This is a genomic window from Flintibacter sp. HCN-6482 (assembly GCF_037892565.1).
Classification (GTDB): domain Bacteria; phylum Bacillota; class Clostridia; order Oscillospirales; family Oscillospiraceae; genus Lawsonibacter; species Lawsonibacter aceti.
This window is the reverse complement of sequence record NZ_JBBKBK010000001.1, coordinates 431,424-451,053: the sequence shown is the minus strand read 5'-3', so window position 1 is coordinate 451,053 and position 19,630 is coordinate 431,424. Positions and strand designations below refer to the sequence as shown.

General features: G+C 57.0%; 19 protein-coding genes, 1 tRNA gene and 1 pseudogene. 14 read left to right on the top strand and 7 right to left on the bottom strand.

Annotated elements, in window-relative coordinates; all coding sequences use genetic code 11:
• The first annotated feature begins 12 nt into the window (after positions 1-12).
• Positions 13-1,926: a heavy metal translocating P-type ATPase gene (locus WKS99_RS02200; protein ID WP_147570807.1), complete on the top strand. Its 1,914-nt coding sequence runs from the start codon at positions 13-15 to the stop codon at positions 1,924-1,926.
• A gap of 51 nt (positions 1,927-1,977) precedes the next feature.
• On the opposite strand, the gene WKS99_RS02195 is transcribed toward WKS99_RS02200, so the two are convergent.
• Both WKS99_RS02195 and WKS99_RS02190 read right to left on the bottom strand, forming a co-directional pair.
• Positions 1,978-2,298, bottom strand: a complete 321-nt coding sequence (locus tag WKS99_RS02195; protein WP_147570806.1) for a hypothetical protein — start codon at positions 2,296-2,298, stop codon at positions 1,978-1,980.
• The gene (locus WKS99_RS02190; protein ID WP_186852776.1) at positions 2,295-3,452 is read right to left on the bottom strand and encodes a hypothetical protein; all 1,158 of its coding nucleotides are present in this window, start codon (positions 3,450-3,452) and stop codon (positions 2,295-2,297) included. The genes WKS99_RS02195 and WKS99_RS02190 overlap by 4 nt, the downstream gene beginning before the upstream one ends.
• A 186-nt stretch (positions 3,453-3,638) precedes the next feature.
• On the opposite strand from WKS99_RS02190, the gene WKS99_RS02185 reads away from it, so the two are divergent.
• The 4 genes from WKS99_RS02185 (at position 3,639) to WKS99_RS02170 (ending at position 7,106) form a co-directional block, all read left to right on the top strand.
• Positions 3,639-4,283, top strand: a complete 645-nt coding sequence (locus WKS99_RS02185; protein ID WP_340405248.1) for a ubiquitin — start codon at positions 3,639-3,641, stop codon at positions 4,281-4,283.
• A gap of 20 nt (positions 4,284-4,303) precedes the next feature.
• On the top strand, positions 4,304-4,978 hold the full coding sequence (locus tag WKS99_RS02180) for a response regulator transcription factor (RefSeq protein WP_147570803.1): 675 nt from the start codon (positions 4,304-4,306) through the stop codon (positions 4,976-4,978).
• A gap of 45 nt (positions 4,979-5,023) precedes the next feature.
• The gene (locus tag WKS99_RS02175) at positions 5,024-5,527 is read left to right on the top strand and encodes a hypothetical protein (RefSeq protein WP_340405247.1); all 504 of its coding nucleotides are present in this window, start codon (positions 5,024-5,026) and stop codon (positions 5,525-5,527) included.
• Between the two features lie 106 nt (positions 5,528-5,633).
• Positions 5,634-7,106, top strand: a complete 1,473-nt coding sequence (locus WKS99_RS02170) for a HAMP domain-containing sensor histidine kinase (RefSeq protein WP_340405246.1) — start codon at positions 5,634-5,636, stop codon at positions 7,104-7,106.
• Positions 7,107-7,273: 167 nt separating this feature from the next.
• Here WKS99_RS02170 and dpaL read toward each other — a convergent pair whose 3' ends face one another.
• Together dpaL and WKS99_RS02160 are read right to left on the bottom strand one after the other, a co-directional pair.
• Entirely contained in the window at positions 7,274-8,485 is a 1,212-nt protein-coding gene (gene dpaL, locus WKS99_RS02165) for a diaminopropionate ammonia-lyase (protein ID WP_340405245.1), read from the bottom strand.
• Between the two features lie 78 nt (positions 8,486-8,563).
• On the bottom strand, positions 8,564-9,475 hold the full coding sequence (locus WKS99_RS02160; protein WP_240287009.1) for a hemolysin family protein: 912 nt from the start codon (positions 9,473-9,475) through the stop codon (positions 8,564-8,566).
• Positions 9,476-9,676: 201 nt separating this feature from the next.
• Here WKS99_RS02160 and WKS99_RS02155 point away from each other — a divergent pair, with 201 nt between their 5' ends.
• From WKS99_RS02155 to WKS99_RS02135, 5 genes are all read left to right on the top strand, one after another.
• Positions 9,677-10,027, top strand: a complete 351-nt coding sequence (locus WKS99_RS02155) for a hypothetical protein (protein ID WP_186852773.1) — start codon at positions 9,677-9,679, stop codon at positions 10,025-10,027.
• Positions 10,028-10,263: 236 nt separating this feature from the next.
• Positions 10,264-11,520 (top strand): chloride channel protein, encoded by a 1,257-nt coding sequence (locus tag WKS99_RS02150; protein ID WP_262669306.1) that lies wholly within the window; start codon positions 10,264-10,266, stop codon positions 11,518-11,520.
• Positions 11,521-11,561: 41 nt separating this feature from the next.
• Positions 11,562-11,933, top strand: a complete 372-nt coding sequence (locus tag WKS99_RS02145) for a VOC family protein (RefSeq protein ID WP_147570798.1) — start codon at positions 11,562-11,564, stop codon at positions 11,931-11,933.
• The gene (locus WKS99_RS02140) at positions 11,933-12,979 is read left to right on the top strand and encodes an acyltransferase (RefSeq protein WP_340405244.1); all 1,047 of its coding nucleotides are present in this window, start codon (positions 11,933-11,935) and stop codon (positions 12,977-12,979) included. Before WKS99_RS02145 ends, WKS99_RS02140 begins: the two co-directional genes overlap by 1 nt.
• Before the next feature lie 234 nt (positions 12,980-13,213).
• Positions 13,214-13,813: a helix-turn-helix domain-containing protein gene (locus WKS99_RS02135; RefSeq protein ID WP_340405243.1), complete on the top strand. Its 600-nt coding sequence runs from the start codon at positions 13,214-13,216 to the stop codon at positions 13,811-13,813.
• 113 nt (positions 13,814-13,926) lie between these two features.
• Here the strand turns inward: WKS99_RS02135 and secA are convergent, their stop codons facing one another.
• Complete coding sequence (secA, locus tag WKS99_RS02130) at positions 13,927-16,674, bottom strand: preprotein translocase subunit SecA (protein ID WP_186852769.1); 2,748 nt, start codon at positions 16,672-16,674, stop codon at positions 13,927-13,929.
• A 341-nt stretch (positions 16,675-17,015) separates the two neighbouring features.
• Between secA and WKS99_RS02125 the strand changes: the two genes are divergently transcribed.
• The 3 genes and pseudogenes from WKS99_RS02125 to WKS99_RS13410 form a co-directional block, all read left to right on the top strand.
• Positions 17,016-17,091 (top strand) — tRNA-Ala (locus WKS99_RS02125).
• Between the two features lie 314 nt (positions 17,092-17,405).
• On the top strand, positions 17,406-17,672 hold the full coding sequence (locus WKS99_RS02120) for a hypothetical protein (protein WP_240287021.1): 267 nt from the start codon (positions 17,406-17,408) through the stop codon (positions 17,670-17,672).
• Positions 17,659-17,898, top strand: a pseudogene (locus WKS99_RS13410) (sporulation initiation factor Spo0A C-terminal domain-containing protein); the annotation flags it as partial. The gene WKS99_RS02120 and the pseudogene WKS99_RS13410, both read left to right, overlap by 14 nt.
• Before the next feature lie 69 nt (positions 17,899-17,967).
• Here the strand turns inward: WKS99_RS13410 and WKS99_RS13405 are convergent.
• Positions 17,968-18,066: a hypothetical protein gene (locus WKS99_RS13405; protein ID WP_366460989.1), complete on the bottom strand. Its 99-nt coding sequence runs from the start codon at positions 18,064-18,066 to the stop codon at positions 17,968-17,970.
• 310 nt (positions 18,067-18,376) lie between these two features.
• Between WKS99_RS13405 and WKS99_RS02110 the strand changes: the two genes are divergently transcribed.
• Positions 18,377-18,553, top strand: coding sequence for a hypothetical protein (locus WKS99_RS02110; protein ID WP_240287025.1), 177 nt, complete (start codon positions 18,377-18,379; stop codon positions 18,551-18,553).
• Between the two features lie 284 nt (positions 18,554-18,837).
• Here the strand turns inward: WKS99_RS02110 and WKS99_RS02105 are convergent, their stop codons facing one another.
• Complete coding sequence (locus WKS99_RS02105; RefSeq protein ID WP_147570761.1) at positions 18,838-19,284, bottom strand: Hsp20/alpha crystallin family protein; 447 nt, start codon at positions 19,282-19,284, stop codon at positions 18,838-18,840.
• Positions 19,285-19,630 lie beyond the last annotated feature (346 nt).

Here is a 19,630-nt window from a genome sequence, read left to right as displayed (position 1 = left end):
GGAGCTTTCGCCATGACAAGAAAGCAGAAAAAGACGCTCTGGCGTATTATCTTCAGCTTTGTCCTGCTGGCCGCCGCCGCCCTGCTGCCGGAGATCGAGGTACCATTTAATATGTGGCCTTATTTCGGTCAGCCCCTGGTGAATGAGGCTGGCGAACCCTATTACGCATTCCCCAGGCTGTACCTGTTTCTGATCCCCTATCTGGTCATTGGCTGGGATGTACTGTGGAGAGCTGTGCGCAATATTAAAAACGGCCAGGTCTTTGATGAAAACTTCCTTATGTCTGTCGCCACCGTGGGTGCTATGGCAGTGGGCGAATACGCCGAGGGCGTGGCAGTGATGCTGTTTTACCAGGTGGGCGAGCTGTTCCAGAACGTGGCCGTCAGCCGCAGCCGCCAGTCTATCTCCGAGCTTATGGATATCCGCCCGGACTACGCCAATGTGGAGCGGGAGGGACAACTGGTCCAGGTGGATCCGGAGGAGGTCCAGGTGGATGATATCATCGTTATCAAGGCGGGGGAGCGGGTGCCATTGGACGGGACTGTCACCCAAGGGAGCTCCGCTCTGGACACCGCCGCTCTCACTGGCGAGTCCCTGCCACGGGACGTGGAGCCGGGGGATGAGGTGATATCGGGCTGTGTCAACTTGTCCGGCCTGCTCCATGTGAAAGTGAGTAAGCCCTACGGACAGTCCACCGTGGCCCGTATCTTGGACCTGGTGGAGAACTCCAGCGAGAAAAAGGCCCAGGCGGAGCATTTTATTACCAAATTTGCCCGGTACTATACCCCTGCTGTGGTTTTTGCTGCCCTGGCCCTGGGGCTGCTTCCCTCCCTGCTGACTGGCCGGTGGGGGGTGTGGGTCCCCCGTGCCCTGAACTTCCTGGTCGTATCCTGCCCATGCGCCCTGGTCATCTCCATTCCCCTGTCCTTTTTTGGCGGGCTGGGCGGAGCGTCCAAGCAGGGTATCCTGGTGAAGGGGAGCAACTATCTGGAGGCCCTGGCCAATACCGGAATCGTGGTGCTGGACAAGACAGGCACTCTGACTAAGGGCACCTTTGCTGTCACCGGAGTCCACCCCAAAGACTGCGCTCCAGAGGAGCTGTTGGAAACCGCCGCCCTGGCAGAGCAGTTCTCTACCCACCCCATCTCCAGGTCCATCGTCAAGGCCTGGGGCGGTGTTCCAGAGCAGAATAGGGTCTGCGACGTGGAGGAGATCGCCGGCCACGGGGTCCGGGCCAAGGTGGACGGCCGGGAGGTGCTGGCGGGGAACCAGAAGTTGATGGACTTGGAGAATATTCCGGTGACCACGGACCATCAACACCCTGGGACCGTCATCCATGTGGCGGTGGAAGGGGAATACGCTGGACACCTTGTTATCTCCGACCAGGTGAAGGAGGGGTCCGCCCAGGCTCTGCGGGAGCTCAAGCAGGTCGGGGTCCGAAGGACTGTCATGCTCACCGGCGACAGCCAGGGGGCCGCTCAGGCGGTGGCGGATCAGTTGGGGCTGGATCAGTTCTTTGCCCAGCTTCTGCCTGGGGACAAGGTGGAGCGGGTGGAGGATCTGCTCCGCTCCAAAGGCCCAAAGGAGAACCTGGTCTTTGTGGGGGACGGTATCAACGACGCCCCCGTCTTGTCCCGTGCGGACATCGGGGTGGCCATGGGGGCCCTGGGCTCTGACGCGGCCATCGAGGCGGCCGATGTGGTCCTGATGGACGACGACCTGCGCAAGTTGCCCGTGGCGGTGCGCATCGCCCGGAAAACGCTGACCATTGTGCGGCAAAATGTGGTGTTCGCTCTGGGGGTGAAATTCCTAGTGCTGGGGCTGTCCGCCGTTGGCCGGGCCAATATGTGGATGGCTGTCTTTGCCGATGTGGGCGTATCTGTCATCGCCATCTTAAATGCGAGCCGGATGCTGAAAGCCAGATAACCCAAAAGCCGCGGCCTAAGAGCCGCGGCTTTTTCCATAGATAGGGGGATATCACTCCAATATCTGGAACAGGCAGCCCCAGACATAGTCCAGAGCTTCAAAGCTTACCTGGGGAGAGAGGTGAAAGACCGCCCGATCCCCCTCCAGGTCCACCAAAATGCCGTGGTCCCGCTCCAACCGCGCAACCACGCTTTCCGTGGAGCGGCCGGGAAAACGGGCGAATATGGTTCCAGATGCCTGGTCCGCCTCCAACACCTCCGGGCCGTCAGGTCCAAAGTCCCGCAACCGGGCCTCCAGGTGTCGGACCTGCCTGGCCCGAAGGGCCTCCTTCCCGGCGGCGGAATATGTATGACGAAGGTCGATCTCTCTCATAGTCTGGTCTCCATCGGGGTATATACCACGAAATGCTCGTACCGAAGCTGACGCAGCAGCGCGGACAGGATTCGGGCGGTATTTTCCCCTCCCTCTAAAGTCAGATAAGTAGTCCTGGTACGGCCCTCCAGGCGGTTGAGGGTGTTGACCGCGAAGGTGTTGGGGCCCACGGTACCAGATGGGGAGAGGGCCATGGTCTGGTCCCAGCACACCCACCCCTCCAGCTCCAGCAGCTCCCGCTGGCCGTCAGGGACATACGCCACCGTGGTCCGGGTGTAGGCCAGATGCTCCAAAGCCCGGTTGCCCTCCTCCAGCAGCGCGCGGGTCTGGTCCAGGGTTCCTCCATCCGCCAGGATACCGACGCTGTGCCCAGTACCCAGAATCCGCCGTACCAGGTCATCCTCCTGCTCCAGGGCCTCTGGGGTAAAGAAGAATAGTGCCTGATTGCCCGCGCTGTCCAGGGCAGACAGAATCTGATCGAGTCCATGGCCATCCTTACAGAGAAAGGCCAGATAGGTGGATACGTTCGTGGTATTGGACTCATCCGGCTCGGTGGGAGGGGATGTGGGAGTAGTGGTATCGGGAGCGGGATTGATGGATTGGTTATATTCACGGAGGTAGCGGTTTATCAGGTTGCTGGCCGCGTCGATCAGCTTGGCGTCGGACAGGACCACCGAGTCGTTGTTGATGCGGACCAGGTAGCCCTGGCTGAAGGCGGTATAAGAGAAATCCAGACCGAAGAAGTTGCATACCATGACCACAGGCAGGTAGGGTATGCCATTTCGCATGATGGCCTGAGCGGGATAGCTCTCACCGGAGATCTCCTCCCGGCAGGTGCCGTTTTTCAGATCAAAGGTGAGCATCTGTTGTAACGTGTACAGGGTGAGCTTGTGGGTGGTGCTGGTATGAATATAGCTGTAATCCACATCCACCAGCTTGAAGCCGCCGTTGTACTGGGCCAGAAAGACCGTATAGGGCACATAGAGGACGCCGCCGGACCAGGTAGGCATGGTGTCCGCGGTCAAAGGGCGTAAATTGTCGTTGATGGAAGTGAAGTATACCGTGGAGGAGGCGGAGGAGGCGGGGGGGACAAAGACTGCCCCGCACAGGACCAGGGACAGCAGCAGCGAGATCATTCTTTTTTTCAGGTCCATGGGCGCTCCTCCTTTCGACTTCTGGTTGCGGATATCATTATATCATAGTATAATCCAATGGGCAAGACAGCCAAAGGGTGCGTTCTTTAATGAAACTTTAAGGATCGGTAAATTCCCTTTCAACACTGGTGTGGTATCCTGACCATAGAGAAAAAATGACCACTCCGGAGGAAAGGAGTTCCCATCATGGATATCACGTTGGAGCAGGTGGAGCGCCTGCGGGAAAAGGCGGATGTGAGCTACGCCCAGGCCAAGGAGGCTTTGGAGTACAGCGGAGGCAACCTGCTGGACGCCCTGATCTATTTGGAGGAGAGGGGAATGATCCCGCGGCCCGAGGGGGCTTACTACTCCACCAGGGGGGGAACTTCCCCCCAGCCCGCCTCCGCCGCGGACAGCGCCTCTCAGGGTGGGGAGCAGAAGGAAAAGAAAGAGAAAAAGAAAAAGGGCGGCAGTATGGAAGTCGTCGTGGTAAAGCCAGAGAGAGGGGCAGTCAGGGGCCTGCTCCACACCTTGCGCCGCTGGCTGATCGAAAATGAGTTGGAGATCTGGCGAAAAGACAAGCCGGTCACGGCCCTGCCGGTGTTGATCCTGGTCCTGCTGGTCATCTGCGCCCCCTGGGTGGTGCTGCCCGCTCTGGTGCTGGGATTGTTCCTGGGCTTTCGGTACCGCTTCTCCGGCCCGGACTTGGAGCGGGACGAGCTGAATGACATGATGGGCACGGTGGCCGATACCGCCGCCGACATTGGGCACAAGGTCATGGAGGAATTGAAGCATGACTGGCACTCGGATGAGCCGGGCAGACAGGACCGGAACAAAGAGCGGGAAGAATAAAAAGGTCTGAGGTGATGGAGATGGCGGAGCACATCCTCCTGGTGGAGGACGAGGAGAAGCTGGCCCGCATGGTGGAGCTGGAGCTGAAATATGAGGGGTACTCTGTGGAGAAAGCCTTTGATGGCCGAAAGGGGCTGGAGCTGGCCCTGAGCGGGGCGTTTGACCTGGTGTTGCTGGACATCATGCTGCCCCAGCTGTCTGGCATGGAGGTGCTGCGCCGCCTGCGGCGGGAGAGTCAGGTCCCCGTCATCATGCTTACCGCCCGGGACAGCGTAGTGGATAAGGTGTCCGGCCTGGACTCTGGCGCGGACGACTATATTACAAAGCCCTTCGCCATCGAGGAGCTGCTGGCCCGCATCCGGGCGGCCCTGCGGACCAAGAGTGGCCGGGACAGCCAGATGCTGGCCGTCGGTCCCCTTGCAATGGAGGTGGAGAGCCGCCGGGTGACAGTGAGGGGCCAGGAGGTGGAGCTGACCAAAAAGGAGTTTGACCTGCTCCGCCACCTGCTGGAAAATAAGGGCCGGGTCCTGACCCGTGAGGCCCTGCTGGACAGTGTCTGGGGCTTTGACTTTGTGGGAGAGACAAACTCGGTGGACGTGTATATCCGCTTTCTCCGGAGCAAGATTGATGAGGCCTTCGGCATCAAGCTGATTCACACGGTCCGGGGCGTGGGCTATGTGATCAAAGAGGAGTAAGGGGCGCGACCCGCCATACCGTCAGGAGAAAAAGGAGAGAGAGCCATGGTCATCGTCTACCGTTCCAACACCGGCTTTACCAGGGAATATGCCGAAATGCTGGGCAGAGCGGAAAAAATAAAGGTGTACAGCGTCACTGAGGCGGAGCGCAGTCTGGAGTCAGGTACTGAGATATTCTATATGGGTCCCCTGATGGCAGGCCACATCGAGGGTGTGGACCAGGCGGTGAAGCGATATCAGGTCAGGGGTGTGTGCGGCGTGGGGCTCTCCCCCTCTGGCCGGCAGGTGCTGGAAACCATCTCCAGAGCCAACTATGTGCCAAACGCCCCTATTTTTTATTTGCAGGGGGGCTGGGCCCCTAAGAAAGTGAGCTGGCTGAAGCGTAGGATGGTGGGTATGGCCACAAAATCTCTGCGGGAATCCCTGCAAGACAAGGGCAACCGCCGTACCCCTGAGGAGCAGGCCCAGCTGGATCTGCTGGTAAAGGGCGGGAGCCGCGTCGCCTTTGAGCGTCTTGAGGCTATTCGGGATTGGATGAAGGACTGCTGAGGGGCCGTGCGCCACGGGTCTGAATCACGGCCCATCCCGTTTTACAGAGAAAATGGGTGCGTACAGGCCCTGAAAAGAACAGACCGCACAGAGAGGAGGCGTGCCTATGGCCCGGAAAAAGCACCGTTTTCAATCCCCCCCGCCGGCGGACCCCATTGCCGCCGCTCGGGATTCCTCTCTGGTATTTCGGCTAAATTTCGGCTTTTTCCTGCGCCAGCTTACGATTTTTCTGGTGATGGATCTGCTGCTGGCGGCCATGGCCACTGCGGGCGTATTCTATTACGCGGAGAACCGGTGCGCCGGCGTGGCGGCTCTGGTGGAGGAACGGGGTGTCCCGACGGTGGAGGCCATCCCCTGGATGGAGAAGGGGGACTATACCATCACCCCTCTGGACCGTCCGCCAGAGGGCCAGCCGTCCTCCAGCTTCTCATGGCTGCCGGGGGCGGTGGCCCAGGAGACCGCCGATGGCTACCGTATGTGGGATTTGACCAGCTACTACACCATTGAGCTGTACTATGGGGACCAGCCCTACGCCATCACAGTGGATCTGTCCGGCATCGCCGGGACAGGCTATTGGGCGGGAGTCGTTCTGCTGATATGCCAATTTTTGTCCCTGGTCACCGGGCTGTTCCGCAATAAGCGGTCGATCAGAAAGGTGCTCCGGCCTATCCAGGACCTAGCCGCCACCGCGGCCCGCCTCAACTCCATGACGCACATGTCTAAACGGGAGCTGGAGAGCCTGGCTGACAAGCTGGATAAGATCGATGCCACCCATCTGGACAGCCGCATCGACCTGCCCGCGACCCAGAAGGAGCTGCGCTCTCTGGCCCAGGCCATCAACGAGATGATGGACCGGGTGAACCAGGCGTACAGCGCCCAGATGCGGTTTGTGTCCGACGCCAGCCATGAGCTGCGTACCCCCATCGCGGTGATCCAGGGATATGCCGCCTTGCTGGACCGGTGGGGCAAGTCGGACCCGGAGGCCCTTCAAGAGTCCATCGACGCCATCCGCTCCGAGGCCCAGGCCATGGAGCGGCTGGTGGAGCAGCTCCTTTTCTTAGCGCGGGGGGATAACGATTCCCAGCCGGTGAAGAGGGAGCGGGTGGACCTGATAGCCCTGGCCGGTGAGGTGCTGCGGGAGGAGGAGATGATTCATCCTGACCGGCTTCTCATTCCCTGTTGGGAGGGAGAGCCGGTAAGAGTATACGCCGATCCGGGGCTGATGAAGCAGCTGCTGCGCATCCTGATGGACAACAGCCTCAAGTACAGCCCACCCGAAGGCAGGGTATATCTGCGGGTGTCCCACAATCAGGGGTATGCAAGAGTGACCGTCCAGGACGAGGGCATGGGGATCCCTCCCGATGGCATCCCCCACATCTTCGAACGATTCTACCGCACCGACCAGTCCCGCGACAGAAAGACCGGAGGGACGGGTCTGGGACTGTCCATCGCCAAGTGGATCGTGGACCGCCACGGCGGTTGGTTTGAGGTAGTGTCCAGGGTGGATGTGGGGACTCGCATTACCTTCCTGATCCCACTGAAGGAGGACAAGCCGGGGAGTGCGTCAACAGAAGGATAGAAGCCCAACCTGCCGTTGCCGATTGCTTTCGTCAGGAGGGTATCTGCAGCAAGGTGACGCTGACGGGTTCCTCCGTCAGAACCGTGTCGAGAGGGTGATCAACACGGCGGATAGCAGGATAGGAAAGGAAAAGGAATGGACGGCTTTGGGCCGTCCATTCCTTTTCCTTATTTTGATGGGTGGGGCCACAGACCGTCCCATAGGATGTTGCGGTAGTTTTCCCGGTCCGTATCCCCCTCTGTGGAAAAGCAGAGGATTCGGGAAGCTTTGCCCAGGCCCAGGGCTTCCTTGAGCGGAGCCAGGTCCTTTCGGCGCAGAACTTCGGTCACAAGACCGAGGGTGGCGGCACCGCTTTCACCGGAGATGACCTGGGGATCGCCGGGCAGGGGAGCGCCCAGCACCCGCATTCCCTGAGCGGCCACATAGTCTGGAACAGAGAGAAAATGGTCCGCGTGGTCCCGCAGGATATCCCAGGAGATAGAGCAGGGCTCTCCACAGGCCAGACCGGCCATAATCGTGTCCAGCGCCCCATCCACGCGATGGAGCTGGCCGTCATTGGCCTGGGCCGTATGGAACAGACAGTTGGCCCGGTGGGGCTCCACGATGACGACTTTGGGACGGTCCTGGCCGTAGAAGTCAGCGAAAAAGGCGGCCAGGCTCCCGGCCATCGCGCCTACTCCAGCCTGAAGGAAAAGGTGGGTGGGAGGGCGGTCCTCCAACTGGCGGACCGCCTCAAGGGCCATGGTGGTGTAGCCCTCCATAATCCAGGCGGGGATATCCCAATAACCCTCCCAGGCTGTGTCCTGAATCACTACCCAGCCCTGTTCCTGAGCCTGCTGCTGGACCAGGCGGACGGTGTCGTCATAGTTCAGGTCCGTGACAGAGGCGTCTGCCCCCAGAGCCCGGATATTGGCCAGCCGCTCCGGGGAGCTGCCCTTGGGCATCCGGACCACGGACCGATGGCCCAGCTGGGCGGCGGTCCAGGCCACCCCTCGACCGTGGTTCCCGTCGGTGGCGGTGGCAAAGGTGAGCTGGCCCAGCCAATCCCGGACATGGGGGGAGGTGAGCAGAGAGAAGGTCAGATCCTCCGGCGCCAGCCCCAGCTCCCGGGCAATATAGCGCCCTATGGCGTAGCTCCCGCCCAACACCTTAAAGGCGTTGAGAGAGAACCGCCGGCTTTCATCCTTCACATGGATGGCCGCCACTCCGAGATGGGCGGCCAGACGGTTCAGGCTGGCTAGGGGAGTGGGGGCATACTGGGGGAAGCTGGCGTGAAATCGCTGGGCCGTGCGGGCCCGCTCCAGCCCAAAGGGAGCGGTGGGGGCCAGTGGACCGCCCGGCTTTCTGGTCAGGGAGACGGCCTGGATGGGGGCGTCCATAGAAATTCCTCCTTCTGTTGATGGAAAAGAATCAGGCGGAACAGCCCTGGAGCAAGACTATTCCGCCTGAAAGAAAGGTCATTTATTGGGGGCTGGCTCTCCGGTGGGGACTTGCTGCTCCAGTTTTTCAACCAGCGCCCACTCCACCCGGCGGTCACACAGTTCCTCCACCTGGATACGCAGTCCCAGGGCCTCCACTATGGGCCGGCTGCCGTCATCTGGGATGACGGAGAGCTGGGAAAACACCAGGCCGCCCAGCGTATCATAATCCAGGTCCTCGTCGGACAGGTCCAAGTCAAGGGCCTCGGCCAGCTCTTCCAGGTCGGCGGAGCCGGACACACGCCACTTGTTGTCCTCCAGACGGATGATATCCTGCTCCTCTTGGGGGTCAAATTCGTCGTAGATGTTGCCCACCAGCTCCTCCAGCAGGTCCTCCAGAGTGACCAAGCCGCTGGTTCCGCCGTACTCGTCCACCACCAGGGCCATGTGGGTCTTTTTCCCCTGCATATCCCGGAACAGCACATCGGCGGGCACACTTTCGGGGACAAAATAGGCGGTGCGGAGCAGCTCACGAATGGGTTTGGGATCGGGCAGGTGGAAGTTGAGCAGATATTCCCGGGTGGATAGAATACCCACAATATCGTCTACGTCGTTTTGATAAACCGGGAATCGGGACAGTCCGGACTGGCGGATGGTGTCCAGAATGACGTCCTCCTCCTCATCCAATGCCAGGGTCACCATGTCGGTGCGGTGGATCATGACATCCTCCGCGGTGATGTTGTTGAATTCAAAGATATTCTCAATGAGCTCTTTTTCGTTGGACTGGATGGCGCCGGACTCCTCGCCCTCCTCCACCATGGCCATGATCTCGTCCTCGGATACCTCGTCCTCACGGCGAAGCAGCCTCAGGAGCGGCTTGCGGGCCAGCAGGAGTACGTTGACCAGCAGACTAACAGCAAATAGGATGGGCCATATATGGTCCCCAACCACGGAAATTCCCCCTTAATAGATAAGAATATAAAATAAATGATAGCACATCTATCAGCGTTATGCAAGGGGCGTCTGTGTGGGCTCCCTGTTTACATTTGGACTGATGGGTTTTTACTCCGTCCTTTTCACTGAGTATTGAATAAATCAGAAAAATAGGATACAGTAAATATAAAGATAAACTGGATTTTATGGGGTATGAATATGAAAAGATGGACAGCACTTTTTTTGACTTTGGTCTGCATATTAGGATTAGCGGGCTGCGACAATCGAACCATGAATTATATCATAGAAAATGAGCCAAGTATTACCGGAACTGTGGAAGAAGTAAGAGATAACGCAATTATCATCTATATCAATACACAGGGATATCCTAACGGGGCAAGTTGTAAAGTTTCTTTAGATGTGGAAAACAAAGACAGCTATACCGATATATCTGTTGGCGATGAAATTGTTGTGTACTATAATGGTGAGATAGCGGAAAGCGACCCGCTACAAATAAATACGGTATACGGCATTACATTAAAAACTCCAGCGAATCAAGATGCTGAATAATTCTCTATCAGTTGTTATCGGCGCAGATACCTCTCCTCGTCATTTTGACTGGGGGAGGTTATTTATATCTAAATGTCTAAAATCTGTCCAAAGGGTAATTGGGAGGTGTGTGGGGCCCTGCTTTTGCCAGGAGACTGGAAAAAACCGATGCAAAAGCCGATGTTCTATGATATAATTTGGAGTATCGAGCGGGAAGCGGCAGGTGGTATGTAGGCCGCTCCAGGGGGGAGAAAGAAGTGTATCAGCCGTCAGACCGGGTCAGGGGGCACATAGAGGAGGGAATCTCCTTCCTGAAGTGGCTCCTGTACGCCTGCTCCATCGGGGTGCTGGTGGGCGTGGTGGGCGTGGCCTTTTACTATGGGATAGACTGGGCCACCCAGCTGCGGGGAGAGGTGCCGCGGGTGGTATGGCTGCTGCCCGCAGGTGGTGTGTCCATCGTACTGATCTACCGCATCTGTCACATGGAGCGGGACCGGGGGACAAACCTGGTGCTGGTGGCCGTGCGGGAGGCGGAGCCTATGAAGTTGCGCACCGCCCCCCTGATCTTCCTATCCACCATCATCACGCACCTTGTGGGGGGATCCGCCGGCAGAGAGGGGGCAGCTCTCCAACTGGGCGGCTCCCTGGCCGCTTTTGTGGGCCGGCAGATAAGGCTGGACCAGAAGGACGGCCGGGTGATGGTCATGTGCGGCATGGCCGCCGCCTTCTCCGCCCTGTTTGGCACGCCGCTGACGGCAGCCATCTTCGCCATGGAGGTGGTCAGTGTGGGTGTGATGTACTACGCCGCCATTGTCCCCTGTGTGTCTGCCGCCCTGGTGTCCCTCCAGGTAGCCCAGCTCTGCGGCATCCACAGCCATGGGTATGAGATCGGTCCGGCGGCGCTGTTGGGGCCCGCCACTATGGTCCAGACAGCCGTTCTGGGGGTGCTGTGCGCTCTGGTTTCCATCCTGTTCTGCAAAGTGATGCACGCCTCCCCCCGCCTGTATCAGAAGTATTTTCCCAGCACCATGCTTCGAGTGACCGTGGGGGCCCTGCTGGTGCTGGCCCTGACACTGCTGGTGGGCAATCAGGACTACAACGGAGCGGGGGACCCGGTCATCCGGCGGATGCTGGCTGGAGAAACCATTCCGGAGGCTTTTTTACTTAAAATATTGTTTACCGCTCTTACCCTGGGGGCCGGATTTCGAGGCGGAGAGATCGTACCTGTCCTGTTTACCGGCTGCGCCTTTGGTACCTGGGCCGGACCGCTGCTGGGACTGCCCCACGGTTTTTCCGGGGCCTTGGGGATGGCGGCCGTTTTCTGTGGAGCTACCAACTGCCCCATGAGCGCCCTGATGCTGGCCTTTGAGCTTTTCGGGGGCGAGGGCCTTTCCCTCCACGCCCTGTGTATCGGAGTGGCCTATATGCTGTCCGGCTACTATGGACTGTACAGCGAGCAGAAAATCGTCTATTCGAAATTCAGAACCGAATGGATCGATAAGAAGGCAAAGTGAGTGTATCCGGGCCTGCTGGCCCCTATCAAGGAGGAATTTGCGTGACAAAATTTTATCATTTCAATTTCAATGTCCTGGACTTGGACAGGAGCCTGGCCTTTTACAAACAGGCGCTGAATCTGACCCCGGTGCGGGAGAAGGAGGGAGCTGACGGCTCCTTCAAGCTGGTCTACCTGGGGGACGAGGCCGGCAGCGATTTCACCCTGGAGCTGACCTGGCTCCGGGACCGGACCACACCCTATGATCTGGGGGAGTGCGAATTCCACCTGGCCTTCCGCGCAGACGACTATGACGCCATGTATGAAAAGCACAAGGCGATGGGCTGCATCTGTTTTGAGAATCCCGCCATGGGCATCTATTTCATCTCCGACCCGGACGGGTATTGGATCGAGATCGTGCCGGAGGCAAAGTGATGGCGAAGGGAGATCGCAATCTGGGCTGGCCCGGTTTTTTCCGGGCCTTCACTGTGCTGTGCGCCATCATGCTCCTGCTGGCTCAGGAGGGGCAGGGAGGTGTGGCCGTGGGCTCCGGCCCATGGCAGGTCTTGTCCGTCTATGAGGGCCTCACATCTTGGACGGTCCCAGCCCTGTTCATGCTTTGGGGGATGTTCGCTCTGGAGGAGGGGAAGCCCCGTCTCGCCTCGTCGATGCTGGGACTGGCCCTTCCGGCCTTGTGCCTGCTGGTATTCTGGGGGGCCCTGTATGCGGTGGCTGCCCACCTGCTGGGGGGCGGTGCGCTGTCCTGGTCGGGAGTATGGGCCGCTCTGGTATCCGCCGCTAAGGGGAATACCTACCACCACCTTTGGGTGCTCTACCCCCTCATTGGCCTCTACCTGGTTCACCCGGTGATCCACCGGTTTACCTCGTCTGCCAGCAGGGGAGAGATCCGGTACTTCCTGATTCTGTGCTTCCTCTTTGCCTCTCTGCTCCCTCTGTGGTCGGCCTTCCATCCGAATAGCTTGCTCGCGGCCCAGCTGGAGCGCCTACGGGTCCATCTGGTGCTGGGGTGGGTGGGCTGCTATGTGGCGGGCTGGTATCTGCGCCATTATACCATCGGGCGAGTGCCGGAGTTTATCCTCTATCTCCTGGGTATTTTGGGCATGGTGTTCACCCTGATGGGGAATACCCTTTTCGGGGGAGGAAGGGAGCTGTGGTATCTCTATACTTCGCCCAATGTGGTCCTCACCGCCTTGGCCCTCTGTGCCCTGTTTCGCTATGTGCTGGGCATCAGCGAGGAGCGATCCCGCCGCCGCTCGGTGTATGAGCTTGGTTCCTACGCCTTTGGCATCTATCTGTTTCATCAGCTCTGGGTGCTGGTGTTCCGTTGGTTCGGGTTTTCTGTTCTGGACTTCTCTCCGGTGATCTCGGTGCCCTTCTTTGCGTTGGTGTTCTTCCTGCTGTCCATCCCATTCGCTTGGCTGGTCAGTCTCATCCCCGGCGTGGGAACGAAATTGACGTAGCATTGGCTTTGGGATACCGAAGGCGACCTCAAACTGCGGCCCAACAAAGTGGACGCGGTTTGGAGAGAAGGAACAGCGGAATGAGTGAGCGCTGGCCGATGGGCAAAGCGAGGGATGTGGGGCTTGCGAGGACGGTGCAACTGGCAGTTGCGTATTTTCCAAGCCAACTTGGTGTACATATCCCCTCCGACTGGAGTAAACTGAGACCATCTCATAGGAAAGGTTTGATGTCATATGACGTTGGGGGAGCGCATCTGTGCCCAGCGCACCGCCCACCACCTGTCCCAGACCGACCTGGCCGACGCCTTGGGGGTTTCAAGACAGAGTGTGTCCAAGTGGGAAACAGACGCCAGTGTGCCTGATCTGGATAAGCTGGTCAAGATGTGCGAGCTGTTCGAAACCTCCCTGGACCAACTGGTCCGGGGTGCGGAACCGACGGCAGACCTATCCCAGCCCACCGTCGTCATCCAGAGGGAAAACAGTCGTCGAGATGTGCGGACCATAATCGGGCTGATTTTAATCGTATTTGGACTGCTCTGTTTTATGCTGGTTTTTTTCCTCAAGGGATGGGGGCTGGACGACGCATTGGTATACAGTGTGCCCTTCTGGGTGTGGGGCTGGCTGACGCTCCGGTGTAAAAAGCACCCTGTTCTGGCCTGCTTCTGGGGGACATGGGGGATGTACACCGGCCTGTTGGCCTTTTTTCTGGTGGCGTTTGGGTTGTCAAATCCAGCGGTCAATCTTTTTATCCCGCCAAACCTGCTCATGCTGTCCCTGCTGTCTGCCGCTACGGCGTGGATTAGAAAACAGGGAGTAGATGAGAGAAAAGAATAAGCAAAAACGAGGCCCGGAACCGTCGGTTCCGGGCCTCGTTTTTGCTTTTTTGAGATAGCCGCTCTGGGTAATGCTACTTATGCTGTTTTCCTTTCAGACCAAATACCAATGACTTACTGCTGATCGGGGTGATACTCCTTACAGGTACACTTCTTCCATTTCAACCCAGATCCGCAGGGGCAGGGGTCGTTGCGGCCGATCTTGATGACCTTTTTCACCGGGCGCTTCTGGACGGTGCCGTCGTCGGCCCCGCTCTCGCTGGTGACTTTGGCCACCCGTTCCCGCTTGACTTCTTCGTTCTTGCGCAGGCGGACCAGGAACAGGCGGCGGAGCGTTTCCTCCTGGATAGCGGCCACCATGGCCTCGAACATTTCGTAGCCTTCCTTCTTATAGGCCACCACGGGATCAGTCTGGGCGTAGGACCGCAGTCCGATGCCCTGGCGCAGTTCGGTCATGGCGTCGATGTGGTCCATCCAGTACTCGTCCACCACCCGGAGCATAATGACCCGCTCCAACTCCCGCATAATAGGGGAGCCAAATTCCTGCTCCTTTTGGGCGTAAAACTCACGGGCGGTGTTGGATACCAACTCTACCAGCCCCTGGGCGTCATACTGTTCCAGATCCTGGTCAGACAGCTGGGGTAGAGGGAACATGGTGCGGAAGGGGGCAGTGGCCTCGTGGAAGTCCTGGGCAGTCATGTGGCGCTGTTCTCCCATATGGCCTTGGATAGCCCCTTCTACCATAGAGTGGAGCATGTTCTGAATGGAATTCTGTAGGTCCTCACCGTCCAGGACCTGGCGGCGCTGTTTGTAGATGACCTCACGCTGGGTGTTCATCACGTCGTCATATTGCAGAACGTTTTTACGAGTCTGAAAATTCCGGGATTCCACCTGCTTTTGAGCGTTTTCGATGGCGCCGGACAGCATTTTGGCGTCGATGGGGGTATCCTCGTCCACGCCCAGCTTCTCCATCATGTTCATCACCCGCTCAGAGCCGAACAGGCGCATGATGTCATCCTCCAGGGACAGGAAGAAGCGGGTCTCGCCGGGGTCACCCTGACGACCAGCGCGGCCACGAAGCTGGTTGTCAATGCGCCGGGACTCGTGGCGCTCGGTACCGAGGATGAACAGGCCGCCCGCCTGACGGACCTTGTCCGCCTCATCCCGGATCTCCTCTTTGTACTTGGCCTCCGCCTGGGAGAACTGCTTGCGGGCGTCCAAAATATCCTGATTGTCTGTCTCAGCAAAGCCGGTGGCTTCAGCGATGAGCTCATCGGTCATGCCAGCCCTACGCAGATCAGCCTTAGCCAAAAACTCGGCATTGCCGCCCAGCATGATGTCAGTGCCGCGGCCAGCCATATTGGTAGCTACGGTGACAGCGCCAAATTTGCCAGCCTGGGCGACGATCTCCGCTTCCTTCTCATGGTTCTTGGCGTTGAGCACATTGTGTTTAATGCCCTTACGCTTGAGGATCTCAGACAGCTCTTCCGATTTCTCGATAGAGATAGTGCCTACCAGCACTGGCTGGCCCTTGGCGTGGCAGGCCTCGATTTGAGCCACGATGGCTCTCAGCTTGCCCGCCTCGTTTTTATATACCACATCGGGGTCGTCAATACGGGCCAGAGGCTTGTTGGTGGGGATCTCCACGATGTCCAGCTCGTAGATCGTGCCGAACTCCTCCTGCTCAGTCATGGCGGTGCCCGTCATGCCGGACAGCTTATCATACAGTCGAAAATAATTTTGGAAGGTGATAGTAGCCAGAGTCTTGGACTCGTTGGCCACCTCCACGTGCTCCTTGGCCTCGATGGCCTGGTGGAGCCCCTCATTGTAGCGGCGCCCAAACATCAGACGGCCGGTGAACTCGTCCACAATGATGACCTGGCCATCCTTGACCACATAGTCGATGTCCTTCTTCATCACGCCCCGGGCCTTGATAGCCTGGTTGATGTGGTGGGACAGGGTGGTGTTCTCCGGATCAGCCAGGTTTTCAATGTTGAAGAAGGCCTCCGCCTTTTTGATGCCGGGAGCGGTGAGGGTGGCGGTCCGGGCCTTTTCATCCACGATATAGTCCGCGTCGATATCCGCGTCCTCTTCCTCTTTTTCATCCACCTTCGCGATGCGCTGGCATTTTAGCCGGGAGACAAACTGGTCCACCACAGTGTAGAGCTGGGTGGACTTCTCTCCCTGGCCGGAGATGATTAGGGGGGTGCGGGCCTCATCGATGAGGATGGAGTCCACCTCGTCCACGATAGCAAAGGCGTGGCCCCGCTGGACCAGCTCCTGGGAATAGATGGCCATGTTGTCCCGCAGGTAGTCAAAGCCGAACTCGTTGTTGGTGCCATAGGTGATGTCAGCCCGGTAAGCGGCCTTTTTTTCCTCACCCATGACCCCGTGGATGACCAGGCCGACGGTAAGGCCCATGAAACGGAAGACCTTGCCCATCCATTCGGAGTCACGCTTGGCCAGATAGTCATTGACCGTAACCACATGGACGCCCTTTCCGGCCAGGGCGTTCAAATAGGCGGGCAGGGTGGCCACCAAGGTCTTGCCTTCACCGGTTTTCATCTCAGCGATACGGCCCTGGTGCAGGACGATGCCGCCTACTACCTGGACCCGGTAGGGACGCATCCCAAGAACACGCCAAGCAGCCTCACGGCAGGCAGCAAAAGCCTCAGGCAGAATATCGTCCAGGGTTTCCCCGTTGGCCAGCCGCTGCTTCAACTCCGGGGTCTTGGCCTGGAGCTGGGCGTCGGTGAGGGCTTTGTACTCGTCCTCCAGGGCGTCAACCTTGTCAGCGATGGGATAGATCGACTTCAATTCCCGCTGGGAGGAAGTGCCGAATAGTTTGGTAAACAGGCTCATATGGATAAACACCTCTCGGTTCTGTGTATGATATGCTCTGAGAATTGATTTACAATCTTAATTAGTATATCACACTCCGCACGGATAAAAAAGAGCAAATTGTAAACTTTGGCAGTGATTCTGGACAAAAACGAAGATAGTGCGGATCTGCTTTTTGTGCGTGAGGCCTGGGTGCCTTGAAAGCGGAAGAAGGAGAAAAGAAATTTTGGGGCTTTACAACGGGAAAAATTTTGATATAATAAGAAAGCCACATAAGTGATGTATCATAAAGCTTGGCAGGCTATAGTTCCAGAAGGAGCCTGCTATCAATTGTACAGATAGTGAAGACCAGATTTGAGTATGGGCCTGTAGCGCAGTTGGGAGCGCACTACATTCGCATTGTAGGGGTCGTCGGTTCGAATCCGATCAGGTCCACCATTTTTAAGAAAAATCACCGCCAAATCGGCGGTGATTTTTCGTTTGAACACAATTTTACCACAGACAGGGAAGAATCTGCCCCCTTGCACCCAGCGCTCTCCAGGATGATCTGGAGCCTCTTTCGCGCATAGCCCGGATCGATGGGCTGCTCCGGCTTGCTCCGGGATGGGAACATCAGGTCAGAGAAGATCCCCTTCTTGTACTTCAGTAGTAATTCCACGTTTTCAAGAAGATGGCCGGAGGATAAAAATTCCGATATATAAGTTGTCACATAGCGTCTATTTCTGCCATAATTATCGAGAGGAGAGATTTTTGTGGCGAAAAGAGTCAGACGCTATATTTCTGAACTCCTGCAAGCATATCAGGAAATCACAGGAAAAACTTATACTGAAATAGCATTAGATTTTGACATATCACTGTCCAATCTTTATCTGTATCGCACGGAACAAGGTAATCCAACCGCAGATACCATTGATAAAATTGTAGACGGGATAGAGAAAGACTGCCCGGAAGTGATTAAAAAAGTTCCGTACCCACCAGAGGAAGACATTGCAGAGGAGGAAGGTCATGGAGATCTATGAACTGCTATACCGTCTTGGTGTCACCGCCAACTATACAGGCTTCTTCTATACTGCCTATGCAGTACAGTTGTGCGCGGAACATCCGGACCGTCTGATGCTGGTAACAAAATGGGTATATCCGGATGTAGCAAAGAGGTATCGGACAAATTGGAAAGCTGTAGAAAGAAACATCCGCACAGCAGGCAACGTCATATGGGAGGAAGGCCGGTCCCATCTGGAACAATTAGCAGGCAGAATATTGGAACACAAGCCTTGCAATGCGCAGTTACTGGCGATCTTATCCTACAGTCTGCTCTTACCACGCGCCACTCGTCTGACGGCTCGTAGACTGGATGAAGCGGTAGCTCTCTCCAGAGAAGATCATGATATGGGAGTAGTGGATGAGTCGGCCAATGAGCGAGACGATGAGCCGGTTGTCCCCAAAGACTGTGTTCCACTGGATGAACTCAAGGTGAAGTGATGAGGAGGCTCATCCTCTCGCAGCAGTCAGAGACCACCTGGGAAAGCAGCCCGGCGGCATCCCTGCGCGGAGGGACAAAGCCCGATCTCGCCAATGGCATACAGACCAGTTTTTCTTAACGTGCTGAGGAACGCATTGAGCGTTCCTTTACTGTTTCTCTCCAAAAAGGTTCGCCAGAGAATCGGCAGTGAAGAAATAGATCTTCCGGCCTGTTACAAATTATGAAAGCGATGGCGGTGGCGAAGTGAGTTTTCCCAATCCATACAACCTGTTCCGGAATAACGGGACTGCGGCGCAACTGGACAAGGTTCCCACGGAGATCGCACCGGATTTCCAGGGCAGAGTTTTCTCTGATAATGGAATGGATATCGACAACCGCTGCGAACAGCCGCTGCAGTTGTCCCGGGCCATCTTTGAATAGTGCGGAACGGGCAGGCAGAGAGTGGCCGGAAACGGAGGGGGGCATCCGGCAATCGGCTGGCCCCCTGTGCCGTCATATATCTTAACATTCCAGATTAAGGTTTGATTGTCCATTTCATATGTCCTTTTTGGAAAAAAGGACGAAAAGCGGATTCTGCCAGAGGAAAGCCTTGTGTTCTTTTTCATAATCTAAAAGCCCTCTGCCCATTTGAAAATGGGCAGAGGGCTTTTAGATATTGTATTGAGAGGTACAAGAGAAAAATGGAAGTTTAAGAAGCGCGCGAATCACTGAATCGCAATCCGGTTGTGCTGGGGGAGCTCCTTTGTTTCCTTCTTGGGCAACGTCAGCTTCAGGATACCGTCTTCATACTTAGCGGACACCTCCTCAGGCTCCACATCACCAACGTAGAAGCTGCGGCTGCATGCGCCGGTATAACGCTCCTGACGAATATAAGTGCCTTTTTTGTCCTTTTCCTCCTTGTCAAGTCCCTTTGCGGCACGGATGGACAGATAGCCGTCTCGAAGTTCCACAGTCATTTCCTCTTTCTGGAAGCCAGGCAGATCGATGTCCAACTCATAGGAATTCTCTGTTTCCCGTACGTCGGTCTTCATCAGATTCTTAACGTGCTTGCCATACAGAGGGTCGTGACCAGTCCACATCGGAGCGGTGGGAAATCCATCCCCCCAAAAGTCATCAAACAGACGCTCGGCCAAATACTTGTTGTTAGACATAATTCATTCCTCCATTCAAATAACGAATACTTTGCTCGGCCCTTGGAGAGAGCTGGAGGAACTTTTTGGGAGGGGATCATGTGCCCCCTCTCTCAAGGTTCAAGCCCATTATAATCCCAACTTTAGCACTGTCAAGAGGTGAGTGCTAAAATTCATAAAAGAAATACAATTCGTTCATATAATATTCGAGAATGGAGGGACCGGAGGGGGATGGACAGATCTGCTTCCGCATATGGCCGGAGAAAAATATTTAAATTGGGAATTGCTGGGCAAGGGCCTAGGGCAGACTCGGAAAAAGTTGGAAGACAGTGGCTGGCGACTTTTGCGAAAACACCCCCTTTTTTGA